This is a genomic window from Tistrella bauzanensis (assembly GCF_014636235.1).
Lineage (GTDB): Bacteria > Pseudomonadota > Alphaproteobacteria > Tistrellales > Tistrellaceae > Tistrella > Tistrella bauzanensis.
In genome coordinates, this window is record NZ_BMDZ01000025.1 from 1 (window position 1) to 14,350 (window position 14,350).

12 protein-coding genes are annotated in these 14,350 nt (G+C 67.4%); 5 read left to right on the forward strand and 7 right to left on the reverse strand.

The window, feature by feature from the left end:
• Window positions 1-132 precede the first annotated feature (132 nt).
• Window positions 133-1,005, forward strand: a complete 873-nt coding sequence (locus IEW15_RS11700) for an SGNH/GDSL hydrolase family protein (RefSeq protein WP_188578035.1) — start codon at window positions 133-135, stop codon at window positions 1,003-1,005.
• A gap of 47 nt (window positions 1,006-1,052) precedes the next feature.
• On the opposite strand, the gene IEW15_RS11705 is transcribed toward IEW15_RS11700, so the two are convergent.
• From IEW15_RS11705 to IEW15_RS11715, 3 genes are read right to left on the reverse strand one after another with little or no spacing between them, the layout of a single operon-like run.
• Window positions 1,053-1,961 (reverse strand): NAD-dependent epimerase/dehydratase family protein, encoded by a 909-nt coding sequence (locus tag IEW15_RS11705; protein ID WP_188578037.1) that lies wholly within the window; start codon window positions 1,959-1,961, stop codon window positions 1,053-1,055.
• The gene (gene glmU / locus IEW15_RS11710) at window positions 1,961-3,343 is read right to left on the reverse strand and encodes a bifunctional UDP-N-acetylglucosamine diphosphorylase/glucosamine-1-phosphate N-acetyltransferase GlmU (RefSeq protein ID WP_188578039.1); all 1,383 of its coding nucleotides are present in this window, start codon (window positions 3,341-3,343) and stop codon (window positions 1,961-1,963) included. Before glmU ends, IEW15_RS11705 begins: the two co-directional genes overlap by 1 nt.
• Window positions 3,344-3,351: 8 nt before the next feature.
• Window positions 3,352-4,506 carry a glycosyltransferase family 4 protein gene (locus tag IEW15_RS11715; protein ID WP_188578041.1) on the reverse strand — a complete coding sequence of 385 codons (1,155 nt, stop codon included), beginning with the start codon at window positions 4,504-4,506 and terminating at the stop codon, window positions 3,352-3,354.
• Window positions 4,507-4,748: 242 nt separating this feature from the next.
• Here IEW15_RS11715 and IEW15_RS11720 point away from each other — a divergent pair, with 242 nt between their 5' ends.
• On the forward strand, window positions 4,749-5,801 hold the full coding sequence (locus tag IEW15_RS11720; RefSeq protein WP_188578043.1) for a glycosyltransferase: 1,053 nt from the start codon (window positions 4,749-4,751) through the stop codon (window positions 5,799-5,801).
• Here the strand turns inward: IEW15_RS11720 and IEW15_RS11725 are convergent.
• The 3 genes from IEW15_RS11725 to IEW15_RS11735 all read right to left on the reverse strand — a co-directional run bounded on the left by IEW15_RS11725 (window position 5,786) and on the right by IEW15_RS11735 (window position 9,272).
• Window positions 5,786-7,081, reverse strand: coding sequence for a lipopolysaccharide biosynthesis protein (locus tag IEW15_RS11725; protein WP_188578045.1), 1,296 nt, complete (start codon window positions 7,079-7,081; stop codon window positions 5,786-5,788). The two genes, IEW15_RS11720 and IEW15_RS11725, sit on opposite strands and share 16 nt — an antisense overlap.
• A gap of 7 nt (window positions 7,082-7,088) precedes the next feature.
• Complete coding sequence (locus IEW15_RS11730; RefSeq protein WP_188578047.1) at window positions 7,089-7,844, reverse strand: FkbM family methyltransferase; 756 nt, start codon at window positions 7,842-7,844, stop codon at window positions 7,089-7,091.
• 123 nt (window positions 7,845-7,967) lie between these two features.
• The gene (locus IEW15_RS11735; protein ID WP_188578049.1) at window positions 7,968-9,272 is read right to left on the reverse strand and encodes a lipopolysaccharide biosynthesis protein; all 1,305 of its coding nucleotides are present in this window, start codon (window positions 9,270-9,272) and stop codon (window positions 7,968-7,970) included.
• A gap of 162 nt (window positions 9,273-9,434) precedes the next feature.
• Here IEW15_RS11735 and IEW15_RS11740 point away from each other — a divergent pair, with 162 nt between their 5' ends.
• From IEW15_RS11740 to IEW15_RS26345, 3 genes are read left to right on the forward strand one after another with little or no spacing between them, the layout of a single operon-like run.
• Window positions 9,435-10,640 carry a glycosyltransferase family 4 protein gene (locus tag IEW15_RS11740; RefSeq protein ID WP_188578050.1) on the forward strand — a complete coding sequence of 402 codons (1,206 nt, stop codon included), beginning with the start codon at window positions 9,435-9,437 and terminating at the stop codon, window positions 10,638-10,640.
• 4 nt (window positions 10,641-10,644) lie between these two features.
• Window positions 10,645-11,760: a glycosyltransferase gene (locus tag IEW15_RS11745; RefSeq protein ID WP_188578052.1), complete on the forward strand. Its 1,116-nt coding sequence runs from the start codon at window positions 10,645-10,647 to the stop codon at window positions 11,758-11,760.
• Window positions 11,757-12,914: a glycosyltransferase gene (locus IEW15_RS26345; RefSeq protein WP_188578055.1), complete on the forward strand. Its 1,158-nt coding sequence runs from the start codon at window positions 11,757-11,759 to the stop codon at window positions 12,912-12,914. Before IEW15_RS11745 ends, IEW15_RS26345 begins: the two co-directional genes overlap by 4 nt.
• On the opposite strand, the gene IEW15_RS11755 is transcribed toward IEW15_RS26345, so the two are convergent.
• Complete coding sequence (locus IEW15_RS11755) at window positions 12,915-14,345, reverse strand: gamma-aminobutyraldehyde dehydrogenase (protein ID WP_188578127.1); 1,431 nt, start codon at window positions 14,343-14,345, stop codon at window positions 12,915-12,917.
• Window positions 14,346-14,350 lie beyond the last annotated feature (5 nt).

A 14,350-nucleotide genomic window follows, 5' to 3' on the forward strand; every position in this document is an offset into this window, starting at 1 on the left:
GCATCATCTCCCCCTAACAAAGCTCCACGCGATCGAATCACGCCGGATAAAATGAGGGAAGGATTTTTCCGCAGCCTGCTAGACAGCCGGCGGGCATTCGATGCTGACAAGGGGGCATATGACGGGCTGATCGTGGGCGACTCCTTCACCGCCGACGCGCTGGATCCCGCCAGGATCGGAGAGATTGCCGATGTCTCGCTGTTCAACCACGCTGTCTATAATTCGGCCATGGGGGAGCAGCGCCTGATCCTCAAGGACAAGTTGAGCGATGGCTGGCGGCCCGACCTGGTGATCATCGGGCTTGGACCACTCCTGTTCGTGCGTGATGATGAGCCCACCAATTTCGGGCTGGAATTTCTCGCAGCGCCGCTGGTGCGCCTGGAGGGGATCTGGGCGGCGGTTGCGGCGGGCGATCTGGCGGCGCCGTTTGCGAGCGGTCGGCACCGGTCGACATTGCCCGGTTTGGCGCGGGTGATCATGGGCCGCAAGCCTGCTGCGGGTCGTGGGCTCGATATCGGCCGCGTCGAGGCGGGCTACATCGAGAACCGCTATGATTTCGGCGGCACGTCCGAGGAGCTTCTTGAGGACGGTGAGGTGTTCCGCGGCCAGATCCAGCAGTTTCCGGGGCCGCGCCCGGCGCAGGTCGCCTATCTGGAAGAGACGATCGAACTGGCGCGGGATGCCGGCGCTCGCGTGGTGCTGGTCATTCCCCCGGTCAGTCCGCCGCAGGTCGCGGCAATCGCCGGGATCCCCTATATGACCGCCTTCATGCAGATGGCCCGCGACATGGCGCAGCGATACGACCTGCCCCTGATCCAGGGGTTCGATCCGGCGGTTGTGGCACAGCTGTCGCCGGAGCAGTATTTCGATGCCGAGCACATGTGCGCCGAGGCAGCCCGCAGGTTCTCAACCATTGTCGGTGAGGCCCTGGTGGCTGATGGCATCGTCGCGGCCAAAGCCGATGGTGATGACATGCCCCCCGCTGTCTGCCATCCCAGACCCTGACGCAGCGGATCAGGCCAGACCTGACGAAGCGGATCAGGATCGGGGGATCAATCCGTCAACAGCCGGGCCAGCCCGTCTTCCACCGGCACACGCGCGGTGAAGCCGAACGCGGCCTCCGCGCGGGCAGTTGTCCCCAGGCTCTCGCGGATGTCGCCGGTCCGGGCAGGCCCATGTTCAACAGCATGGGGGTTGCCGGCCAGACGGTTGATGGTGTGAGCCAGATCCAGGATGCTGGTCGGCCGGCCGGTCGCGATATTGGCGACCGTCGCACCGGCGCGGCCGGTGGCCATCGCCCGCAGCAGAGCCGCCACCGCATCGTCGACATGCACGAAATCGCGGATCTGGCCGCCATCGCCGTTCACGGTCAGCGGCAGCCCGGCCTGGGCGCGGCCGATGAACCGGGCGATCACCCCGGCATAGGGCGATCGCGGATCCTGGCGGGGGCCATAGACATTGAAGAAGCGCAGGCCCACGGCATCCAGGCCATGAACCTCGGCGCCGGCCGCCGCATGCAGCTCGCAGCCCAGCTTGTCGGCGCCATAGGGCGATAGCGGCCGTGTGGGCTGGTCTTCATCCACCGGCAGGGTGGTGGCCCGGCCATAGACCGCGGCCGATGATGCATAGACCACTCGGGCGTGGGCGTGGGCTGCGGCATTGAACACCGTGACCGTGCCGCCCAGATTGACCCGATGCACGCCGGCCCAATCGGCATTCGCCCGCTCGACCGAGGCGATCGCCGCCAGATGATAGCAGCCGGTGACCCCGGCCATGGCGGCGGTCACCGCCGCCGCGTCGGTGACGCTGCCGCGGATCAGCTCTACCCCGGCCGGCAGGTTGGCGGCATTGCCGCTCGACAGGTCATCCAGCACCCGTACCTGCTGGCCGCCGGCGAGCAGCGCTTCCGCCAGATGCGATCCGATGAAGCCGGCACCGCCGGTGATCAGCCACGCCGCCATCAGTCCCGCCCAACCTCGGTCTTGCCCGCGCGGGTCTTGAACCGTGCCCGCAACTCGGCCGCCCGGCCCGGCTTCGCCACCTGCCGGCCGCGGGCAATGGCCAGCGCATCGGCGGCGACGTTTTCGGTGATCACCGATCCGGTCGCGATATAGGCACCGTCGCCGATCGTCACCGGTGCCACCAGGCAACTGTCGGAGCCGATGAAGGCATCGCTGCCGATCACCGTCCGCCATTTGCCGAAGCCGTCGTAATTGCAGGTGATGGTGCCGGCGCCGATATTGCTGCGGGCACCGATCGTGGCATCCCCCACATAGGACAGGTGGTTGACCTTGGCACCGGGGCCGATATCGGCCTGCTTGATCTCGACGAAATTGCCGATATGGGCACCTTCGGCCAGAACCGCGCCCGGCCGCAGCCGCGCGAACGGGCCGATGGTGGCGCCATCGGCGATGCGGGCGCCTTCGATGTGGCTGAAGCCGCGGATGATCACGCCGTCGCCGATATGCACGCCCGGCCCGATGATCACGTTCGGCTCGATCAGCACATCACGGCCGATCACGGTATCGGCCGACAGGAACACGGTGTCCGGGGCGACCAGCGTGGCGCCATTCTCCATGGCCGCCAGCCGCAGCCGGGCCTGAAACGCCGCCTCGGCCATGGCAAGTTCGGCGCGCGCGTTCACGCCCAGCACCTCGTCGGCCGAGGCTGCCTCCATCACCACGGCATCCAGCCCATGGGCGCGCGCGATCGCCACTGCGTCGGTCAGGTAGTACTCACCCTTGGCGTTGTCGTTGCCGATCCGGTCCAGGATCGACAGCGCATGCGTGCCATTCAGGCACATCACGCCGGAATTGCAGAGCCCGATCGCCCGTTCCTCGGCGCTCGCCTCCTTGAACTCCACGATCGCCGCCAGCCGGCCCTGCTCATCCAGCTTCAGCCGGCCATAGGCACCCGGATCGGCGGGGCGGAAGCCCAGAACCGCCACGGCGGCACCACTGTCGCGCCGCGCCGCCACCAGCCCTGCCAGGGTTTCGGGGCGGATCAGCGGCGTGTCGCCATACAGGATCACCACGTCGCCGCTGGTGACGGCGTCGTCATCGGCCAGCAGCGCCCGTGCCGCCAGCACCGCATGGGCGGTGCCAAGCTGTTCGGTCTGGGTGTGGATCGACACATCCGGCGCCGCTTGGCTCAGAACCGCCGCCACCGCCTCCGCTCCGGCGCCGACCACCACGCCGATCCGGTCCGGCGACAGGCCGCGGGCGCCATCGATGGCATGCAGCACCATCGGCCGCCCGGCGACCGCGTGCAGCACCTTCGGCATGTCCGATCGCATGCGGGTGCCTTTGCCGGCGGCGAGCACGATGCAGACGGTGCGGGTCATGAGACGGATCACTCCGGTTGGGGGGCGGCGGTATGCGGTCGGGCCACCGATTCGAGCTGATTGACAGTGGCATCCAGCATGGCCTGCTGGGTGAACATGGAACCATAGCGCATCCGCCCGGCGGCACCGAGCGCGATGCCCTGTCCGGGGCTGGCGGCCAGCCGGTCTAGCGCCGCGGCAAGCTCGGTCGCGTCGTCGACGATCACCCCGGTTTCGCCGTCGACCACGGTTTCCACCGACCCGCCCGACCGGCGTGCCACGATCGGCCGCGACAGGGCCATGGCCTCGACCAGCACATGCGGCAGCCCTTCGTAGTCGGAATTCAGCACCACCACATCAGCCGCCGCTATCGCCTGCAAGGCGTGGTCGCGCGCCACGGCGCCGTGAAACCGGATTCGTGCCGCGCCATTGCCGCCACGCGCCAGCGCTTCCAGTGCCCGGCGCTCCGGCCCGTCGCCGACCACATCCAGCGTCCAGCCGGGGCGGTCCGCCACCAGCGACACGATCTCATCGACATGCTTCCATGCGACCAGCCGGCAGACCGTCACCAGCCGCAGGCGACCATGTGTGGGCTGCGGCGCTGCTACGGCCATGCCGTCCGGCAGGTCGATGCCGTTGTGGATGACCACCACCGGCGGCAGTGCCGGATGCCAGCCGGCAACCATGGTCGACAGATAGGCGCTGGGCACGATGATCCGGTCATAGCCGATCAGCGCCCGGCCGCGGGCATGGCGGACCATGCGCGCATAAGGGCTGCGCAGCCGGTCGGTCTGGAAACGGTCGACATCGGCCCGATAGCGGTTCTGATTGCGTAGCCGCTCCCACGCCCAGTCGCCGACGATTTTGGCGACCGTCGGGCGGTGCGCCAGCCGGCGGATCGGCTTCAACTCTTCGAACAGGCCGTTGGCATAGACCAGGTCGGCGGCACGAACCAGCGGCAGCAGCCGCCAGCTTGCCGCCAGCTTGCGGCGCATGACGGTGTGGCGGCGCTCGATCCGCACCAGACGGCCGAAGCTCTCGGTGCTGGAGCCGGCGCCATCGGCCATCGTCGCCACCGTCACCTCATGACCGCGCGCGGCCAGTGCCTGTGCGATCTTGGGGACGTAGGAGGCGGGTCCGCCGATATCGGGCGGATAGATGGCGGTGGTGATCAGAATACGCATGCGGGTCCGCGGTTGGCCGGTCGGCCCATGGCCGGTGGAGGTCCCGGCCTGTGGACGTCTCAGCCGGGCGACAGTGCCGGAAGCGGCGATCGATGGGTGGCCGTTACGCCGGACCATAGCCTGAGCCGGGGCTCTGGCGCCAGCGTCCTTGATGCGCTATCACCATCTCCATGACCGACACCGCGCGACCAACCGAGACTACGGCCCCCGTCACCCCGATCCTACGGGGAGCAACGCTGTTCGTGGGCCAGGCTTATGATCCCGGCGATCCGTTGCTGGCCGGCACCATTGCCTGGGTGGACCGGTTCCACGCCCATTGCCCGGACGGCGTGGTGGGGGTGTTCCAGCGGGTCGACCGGACACTTGCGGCGCTCAATGGGTTCGAAGCGATGTCTGCCGGCCATGGCCGATCCTGGACGACCCTGCGGGCATTCTATTCCGCGGTCTGGCAAGCGCACCGGCGCCATCGATTCGTGCGCGCCTTCGTGTATATGGATGGGCCGTTCGTGCCGTTGCTCTGGCCGCTCGCCAAGCTCCTGGGGTTCAGATTGTATCAATGGCGGGCACATCCGGTGGTGCCGCTCCGTGACCGGATCGCCGCACGCTATCTGGTCGACCGCATCTATACCTCGGTGCCATCAGCGCTGCCGGTCGAGACTCGGCGCCGGGTCCTGGTGGCGACGGGGGTTGACCTGCGGCGCTTCCGGCCCGACCCGATGCGCCGCCCGGATGCGGACTTCATCTTCGTGGGCCGGATTTCGCCGGCGAAGCGGGTGCGTGAGGCGGTGGGCATCATCCGACGGCTGCGCGATGAACACGGGCTGGGTGCCCGGCTGCTGGTGGTGGGCGGTCCGGCGACCGCCCATGACCAGGCCTATATGAACCAGGTGCGTGCTGACGTGGCGGCGGCGGGGTTGGATGACGCCGTCACCCTGCTGGGCGCGCGTCGCCAGGATGAACTTCCGGCACTGCTGGGACGAGCCCGCTTCTATCTAAATGTTGCGCGCACGGCGGTTGATCGCAGCCTGGTCGAGGCGATGCATTGCGGCCTGCCGCCGGTCAACGCCAATCGCAGCGTGCATGAAATGCTCGACGGCCTGATCCCTGCGGGCATGAGCATGCCGGACGCGGACGATGACGCGGTCGTCGCCATGGCCGCCGCCGCCCTGCGCCAGCGGCCCGACGATTATGCGGCGCTGTCTGATATGGTCGCGGACCTTGCCGCCAGGCGCTTCACCCTGGACGCGCTTGTGGCGCGCATCGCCACTGATATCGCGGCCTATGAGGCGCGCTGACCGTTCGCCAGCGCCCGCCCGGCCATGATGGCGAGCGCGAGCGAATAGGCAGACCATGTAGCTGTGAAGGCAATGGCAAGGCCGCTTGCGCCCGCGGCGTCGGTCATCGGCACTGCCAGGGCCAGGAATCCCACACCCAATGCGCCGTTGGCGACTGTGTAGCTGTGCAGCCTGTGCAGGTTAAGCAGCAGAGGCTGCGCCCAGAACAGGCAGATCGCCACGGCCGGCGACGGCAGCAGCAGGGCCAGCAGCAAAGCGGCCGGTGCTGCCTCGGCACCGAATATGGCGGTGATCACAGGTTCTGCCATCAGGCCGACCGCCAGCAGATAGCCGGCGGTCGCGGCAAGCCCGAGGGTCAGGCTGGCGCGCCACAACTCGCCGCCCAGCGCCGTGGTGGTGCCGGCTGCCACCCGGGCCGCCAGATCCTGGAAGGTGATGTTGGTCAGCGCGGTCGCGAAACTCCAGACGATCTGCATCAGGCTCCTTGCCAGCCGATAGGCACCGACCTCGGCATCGCTGCGCATCACCCCCAGAATCAGCAGATCGGCGCTGCGGGTGATGGCATTGATGACATTGGCGAACCAGCCGGCTGCGGCGAACCGGATGAAGCGACGGCTGGTGTCAGCATCGATACGCCAGCCTCCCGGCTCGTTTGCCAGCAGCCGCGAAAGGTGGACCAGCTTCAGCGCCGACAGGATGATGGCGGCCATGCTCGCGTTGATGGCAAGTGTGGTGAGGGTCAGCCATCCTCCGGTCCAGAGCAGGCCGAGCCCCGCCAGTTGCAGCACAGCCGGCGCCGGATTGGCGGCGGCGATCAGGTGATAGCGGTCACGCCTGCGGCACGCGGCGAACCATGCGGACTCAGTGAAGGCAGCGATCAGGCTGGCGGCATAGATCGTCATTGGCACGATCAATCCCGGACCATTGACCATCATGTTCGAGATCATGGGGGCCAATACGACGAGGCCGCCCGCCGCGACCAGCCGCGACGCAGTCTCGATCGCTGTCGCGAGGGCATAGTAGCCGCGGGCGCGGGCACGGTCGTTCTCGATGAATACGGCCAGAGCGTCACTGACCCGGAACCGACAGAGCGTCACCGCCGTGATCCCGGCCGCGGCCACCAGCCCCCAGCGCCCGAACCCGTCGAGGCCGAGCAGGCGGGTCAACAGGACGGTCTGTGTGAATGCGATCAACGCCGCGACGATGGTGCCGCCGAACAGCGTGCCGCTGCGGCGCAGCAGCAGAAACAGGCTGTTCGGTGTATTGTGGCCTCGGGGCACGACGGGCCTAGGCCGTGGCGTGGCGTGTCTCGGCCCGGAAGAAGAACAGGACATCTCTGGATGAGCGGCGGGTATCGAGGCAGAAACCGCGGCCCAGAATGGACGCGATCATCGCCGAGACCGGCGCAGGGCCGGCCTTGTGGGGATGAACCTCGATCAGGATCCGGTCAATCGACGACAGATCCATGGCGGGTACGAGATCGACCTCGCCACCCTCAATATCCATGATCAGATAGCTAGGACGCAAATGCGTCAGGACATCGCTGATCGGCTGCTGTCTCACCGTGACTTTCTCGGCCGACTGTCCGTGATCGACCGTCGTCGACGAGAAGAAATTTGGACTGACATAGAACGTGATGTCGCATTCACTCAGTCCGAGTGGGAAGGGATGGAAGTTTGGCTTCACCCCATTCGCCTCGTAGACCCGCCGGATGTCAGCCTCCAGCTTAGGGTTGGCCTCATAGCTGTGAACGTTCTTGCCACTGCCCAGGATCAGCGCGGCGAGCGTGCTGATCACGCCGAGACCGGTTCCCAGCTCCAGGACGACGTCGTCGGGCTGCAAGGTGGCGGCGAGGAGCGACCGTTCCTCGCGTTCGTACTCGCCCAGCCAGAAGCCGTGGCGCGCATCGGCTGTCATTGCCATGACGTTCATCGGAACGACCATCCGGTCGAGCCGGATCGTGGCCGGGCGGCTGATCCGGCGCCAGACATAGAGCGCATCGCGATTGACGATGCCTGTAAGGCGCTTGAATTCGTTCATCATCGGAGTTGCTGCCCAGTCATCGCGCGAGCTATGTCCGGCATTCACGCCGGATGAAGCGAAAGTGCGATAGCGCCACGTCAAATGCAAGTCGCCATGGTTATGGGGGGCGAAGGCCGCTTCCGATCAACAGCATTGGCCATCCGCCCGCGCGGGCATCTTTGCTGTCAGCAGCAGCGCCCACCATATCAGGGCATAGATCGCCTGTGTGGTGGCATAGCAGACGGCGAGCAGCAGGGGGTTGGCGGTGCCGACAAGTGTGGCTGGAAGGCCGGCGCTCAGGCAGAGCGCCAGAAGGATCAGATTGCGCCGGCCGAAACGCCCGCCTGCGATCACCCAGAACGGCGCCCAGCCTGCAAGAACCTGCACTGACGCCTGGCCCAGAATCAGCACGGCTAATGGCGTGGCAGCGGACGCGAAGCCTGGGCCATAGGCATATCCCAGGAACCATGGTGCCAGATGCAGTGTCGCTGTCACCGATAAGACTGCGACCGCCAGCATCGGCGCCATGACCCGGATGGTGAGACGCAGAAGCCCCTGCCGGTCATGATCGTACAGCCTTGCAAGCCATTCTGGTCGCGCGGCCTTCCAGAAGGGCTCGAACACATCGCCGCCCAGTCGGGCAAGCGTTTTGGCGATGCGATAGACGGCGACGGCTGCCGGGGTTCCCAGCAGTGACAGAATGATGATGTCGATCGATTGATAAAGCGATGTCAGGCCGGCGCCGAGAAAGGACTGAAGCTGCGATGTGTCCTTGCCTTTGTCCTTTGCCGCCGGATCCCGGGCATCCGAGACGAAATTGCACACGGGTGTGCGCCTGAGAACCGTTCGGGCAGTGACCGTGACGGCAAGGTTGCGCACCAGTGCCGCGATCACATAGCCGACGATGGCGCCCCAGGCACCTGCCAGCACTGCGCCGCATAGCGTCGCGGCGATGCCACCGATGCCGCCGGCTACTTCGGCACGGGCCAGCGCCTTGAAGTCGGCGGACAACAAGATGACGCTCTTGGCCAGCCCATAGCCATAGAGCGCGGGCACCGCCAGTCCCGCCAGCGCGATCGCGGCAGCGATCTCGGGGTCGATGAACCAGCCATAGGCCGCGGCTGCGGCCAGCGACAGACCCCAGGCCCCCAACGTCCAGACGGCTTCCGCGCTGCGGGCTTCCCGCTCAAGGCGGCCAAGCGTCAATGTCTCTCCGCTGGCGAACCGGCGTGGCAGCCGGTTCTGATGGATCTCGCCGGACCGGGCCACCGAGGCCGCTTCAATGACGCTGGCAACCGCCAGCGCTGCGGCATAGACGCCGAAGGCATCGATGCCGAGCAGACGAGCGAGTGCCAGCTGCGTGAGCAGGCGCAACATCTGCACTGTGCCGGTCGACCCGGCAAGGAGACCGAGCCGGGCAAGAAAGATACGGCCCGAAAGGCTGGACAAGGGTATCAGGACTCCAGGCAGGGCGGTGCCGACAGGCGTCAGCGGACTTGTTGCGGCGGCAGCGGTCGGCTAAACCATCGCATCGGGTATAAACCCCGCAGCGCCGGCCGGCAATCGGCTGCAACCGGCGTCAGTGCAATGGAAACCGGATCGCTCATGCGCATGCTCATGACCAGCCTGGCCGGAGACGGTCTCAGCGATGCCAGCTCCGGCACGATGGATCGCCAGCGCGACTATGCGCGCGCGGCCGGTGCCGCTGTCGAAATTGTCGCCCTCACCAGCCCGGCTCGTGCCGTGGCAGCCGCCGCCGCCGGCGATGCTGTGGCGGATGCGGCCGGGCGCGTGCGGGTGATACCTGTTGCGGGGGCATCAATGCTGCGGGCGGTGCCAGGGCTGATCCGGGTGGCGCGGGCGCGGGCGGCTGTGTTCCAGCCTGCCCTGATCTATACTCAGGATCCGTTTTTCAGCGGATTGGCGGGGCTGGCGGCAAGCCGTGCGGCACCGGGTGCGGTGCTGCTGGTTGGCAACCATTCGACGATCTTTTCAGGAGACCGCTGGATCGCGGAGAAGCCGGCGCGCAACTGCTTATTGAAGCGGCTGGCGGCCCATGTCTTCCGGCATGCCGATGCGGCGCGGGTGGTCAACGTGGATGAGGCGGCAGCGCTGGCCCTGGCCTGCGATCTTGAGCCGGCACGGATCGACGCCATCCCGATGCCGTTCGCGATCGAGCCCTTCGCCCGCCCGGTCGACTCTGCCGAGCGCATCCGTGCCCGTGCCATGCTGGGTGCGGGACCGGATGATCCGCTGTTGCTGTGGGTGGGGCGGCCGGTGCCGTTCAAGCGATTGCCGGTGGTGATCGATGCCGCCGGCAAGGTGCTGCGGGCGCGACCGGATGCCCGCTTCGCGATGGTCGGCGACCGACGTCTCGCGCGTGAGGATCTTGACGCCATGATCACCGCCACCGGTGCCGCCGACCGGATAACCTGGCTGGATCAGGGGCTGCCCCATGATGCGTTGCCAGCGGTGTTCGCGGCGGCCGATGTGTTCCTGATGGGCTCGCATTACGAGGGATTTGGCGGCGTTCTGGTCGAGGCCGCCGCCGCCGGTCTGCCTGCGGTCTCGACGGCCGCCGATGGACCGCGGGCGGTGATCGAGGACGGTGTCACCGGCTGGCTGGTGCCGGTGGATGATGCGGCGGCGCTGGCGCACAACACGTTGGTTCTGCTGGCTGATCCTGAGATGCGGGTGCGGATGGGGGCCACCGCCCGTGCCCGCGCCCTGGACCGCTTCGGCTATCGGGCCACCCTCGATCGGGTCGTGGAGAGCTGGCAGCGTCAGCTCGCCCTCGGTCACCGCAATCGGAGCTGATGCCATGCGTGTCGTTCATCTGATCACCACCCTGGGCCGCGGCGGCGCCGAAACCCAGTTGCTGATGATGATCCGCCATCAGATCCGCGAGCAGGGCATCGAGGTGCATCTTCGGGTGCTGTATGGATCGATGGCCTTCGAGCCGGCTTTCCGCGAGGCCGGTGTCGCCTCGATCGAACGCCTGTCGGGGGACAGGCTGGACGGCCGCGTGGCATTTCGGCGCCTGCGCCATGAGCTGACGGTCCTGAAGCCGGACGTCCTGCACACCCATCTGATGAAGGCGAATGCGATCGGCGGTCTTGCCGGCTGGCGGGCGCGGGTGCCGGCGGTGGTGGCCCATAAGCATAATGACGAGGAGCACATGCGCCGGCGCCCGGTGGCGCTGGCCCATGACCTGCTGTCACGGCTGACCGACGACGCGGTGGTCTATCTGTCGGACCATGTCGCCCGCTTCTTTCGCGACAAGGGGACATGGCCGCATCCGAACGGCCATGTCGTGCCCTATGGCTTCGAACCCGCGATCTATGGTCGGGCACGTGATCTGCGCGCCGAGCTTGGTCTTCGCGAGGATGACATCCTGTTTGGCACAGTGGCGCGGATCGCGCCGCAAAAGGGTATGGACGTGCTGATCCGCGCCTTCGAGGCCGTGGCCGATCGTGAGACGCGGGCACATCTGGCGATTGTCGGCGGCCCGGGATTCGATGCGGCGCATGTGGCGCTGATCGAAGGGCTGGCCCGGGACAGTCGTCATGCCGGCCGCATCCACTTGACCGGCCAGATCCAGACACCGATGGATGCCTTCGCGGCCCTGGATGTCTTCATGCTCGCCTCGCGCTGGGAGGGCTTCGGCCTTGTCCTGCTGGAAGCGATGGCCGCCGGCTGCACGATCATCGCGACCCGCGTGTCGGCGATCCCCGAGGTCGTGCGCGACGGGGTTGACGGGCAACTGGTGCCTGCGGAAGATCCCGCCGCGCTGGCTGATGCCATGACCGCACTGATCGCGGTCGGTCGGCCTGTGAAGCGCCCCAATGCCGGGCGACTGGCGGATTTTTCGCCCCAAGCCAGTTTTGGGCGCATCCGCGCCCTTTATGACAGCCTGCTGGAGCCCAGACCCCGATGACCGGTGTGCAGTTCGACCGCCCCTTGCGCATTCTTCAGGTCACCGAGGCGGCGCTGGGTGGCGCCGGGCGCAATGTCATCGACCTGTGCGACGGCATGGCGGCACGTGGCCATCATGTGACGCTGGTCTGGTCGGCCGATCGGGCCGACGGGCCGTTTCTGGCCGGCCTGCGCGATCTGGGCGGCCGGGTCGAGGCGATCGAACTGACCATGCGCCGCAACCCGCGGCCGGGCGATTACGGCGACCTGATGGCGCTGCGCCGGATCATTGCCGCGCGCGCGCCGCTGGATGTGCTGCATGCCCATTGCAGCAAGGCGGGGCTGCTGGCGCGGCTTGCGCGGCTGCGCCAGACCGTGAGGTCGGTGGTCTATACCCCCCACGGGCTGGTGACGCTCAACCCCGATCGCGGCCGGCTGGGCCGGATGGTCTATGGGGTGATCGAGCGCGCGGCGGCGCCGCTGGCCGACAAGATCATCGCGGTCTCGGAAGATGAACGGGTGCATGCCCGCGAGGCGCTGAGCATCGACCGCAGGCGTCTGGAGCGGGTGGCCAACGGCATCGCGCCGCTGGAGCCGGTCGGCCGTAACCAGACCCGCCAGGAACTGGGGCTGCCGCAGGACGCGCTGGTGGTGGGCTTCGTGGGCCGGCTGGTGTTCGAAAAGGCGCCGGAACGGCTGCCGGCGCTGGCGGCTGCGGTACGCGAGATGGGCCATGACCCGGTCTGGGCGATCATCGGCGACGGTCCCTATGGCGACGATGTCAAGGCCGAGGCGCGACGTCTGGGGCTGGACCGGATGCTGTGGCTGGGCGTGCAGGATGGCGCCCGCGCCATGGCCGGTTTCGACATTCTGGCGATGCCCAGCCGCAAGGAAGGCCTGCCCTATACGCTGATCGAGGCGCTGTACCGCCATCTGCCGACGGTGGCCATGGATGTCGGCGGCGCGCGTGAACTTTATGGCGATGGCCGCGCCGGGCTGGTGACGCCGCCGGGCGACATCCAGGCCATGGCGACAGCCATTGCCGGCCTGCTGGCCGACGAGGCCGCCCGCGCAGCGATGGCCGAGGCGGCGGGGCGGCTCGCCCGCGACTATTCGGTGGACATGATGGTGGAGCGCACGCTGGGCGTCTATGCGCGTGCGCTCGCCGGCGGCTGATCACAGACCGGTCTTCACCATCACATGGCGCACGGTGGTGTAATCCTCCAGCGCATACATGCTCATATCCTTGCCATAGCCCGACTGCTTCACGCCGCCATGGGGCATTTCATTGGCCAGCATGAAGTGGCAGTTCACCCAGGTGCAGCCATAGCGCAGCCGCGCCGCCGTGGCCATGGCGGTGCTGATATCCTTCGACCAGACCGACGAGGCCAGCCCGTAATCGCTGTCATTGGCCCAGTTGACCGCGTCGTCGACATCGCTGAACCGGGTGACCGACACGACCGGGCCGAACACCTCGCGGCGGACGATCTCGTCGTCCTGGCGGGCGCCGGCCACAACGGTCGGCTCATAGAAGAAGCCGTTTCCTGCCGCCTGACGGCCCCCGGTCGTGATCTCGATATGCTCAAGCTCGCTGGCGCGTTCCACGAAGGACGACACGCGGGCGCGCTGGCGGGCGGAAATCAGCGGGCCGATATCGTTCAGACTGTCGTCGTCCTGGCCGAAATTCAGCGTCTTCACCGCGCCCGACAGGTCGGCGACCAGCTTGTCGTAGATCTTCGGGCCGGCATAGATCCGGCAGGCGGCGGTGCAGTCCTGGCCGGCATTGTAATAGCCGAAGATCTTCACGCCCTCGACCACCGCCGCCAGATCGGCATCGTCGAATACGATCACCGGTGCCTTGCCGCCCAGTTCCAGATGGGTGCGCTTCACCGACCGCGCGGCGGCGGTCAGCACCTTCTTGCCGGTGGCGATGTCGCCGGTCAGCGAGACCATCGCGACTTTTGGGTGGTCGATCAGCCGCTGGCCGACCGTCTCGCCGCGGCCGACCACGACATTGACCACGCCTTCGGGGAAGATCTCGGCGATGATGCCGGCCAGCTTCAGCATGGTCAGCGGCGTCTGTTCCGATGGCTTGATCACCACGGTGTTGCCGCCGGCCAGTGCCGGCGCCAGCTTCCACGCGGCCATCATCAGCGGATAGTTCCAGGGCGCGATCGAGGCGACGACCCCCACCGGATCACGCCGGATCATCGAGGTATGGCCGGCCAGATATTCACCGGCCACCGCGCCATGCATGCAGCGCGCGGCGCCGGCGAAGAACCGGAAGCAGTCGACGATCGCCGGGATCTCGTCGGCCAGCACCGCGTGGCGGGGCTTGCCGCAATTCAGCGCCTCCAATGCGGCGAAGCCTTCGGCCTCGCGCTCGATCCGGTCGGCGAGGCGCAGCAGCAGGATCGAGCGTTCGGCCGGCGTGGTGCGCGACCAGTGGCTGAAGGCGGTCTCGGCCGCGGTCACCGCCTGATCGATCTGGTCGGGCGATGCCTCGGGCAGCTCCAGGATGGTCGCTTCCGTCCTGGGGTTCAGGATGACCTCGGCCGTCTCGGTGCCGGCAACGAAGTCCGGGCCGATCAGCATCCGCGTATCCATGGGGG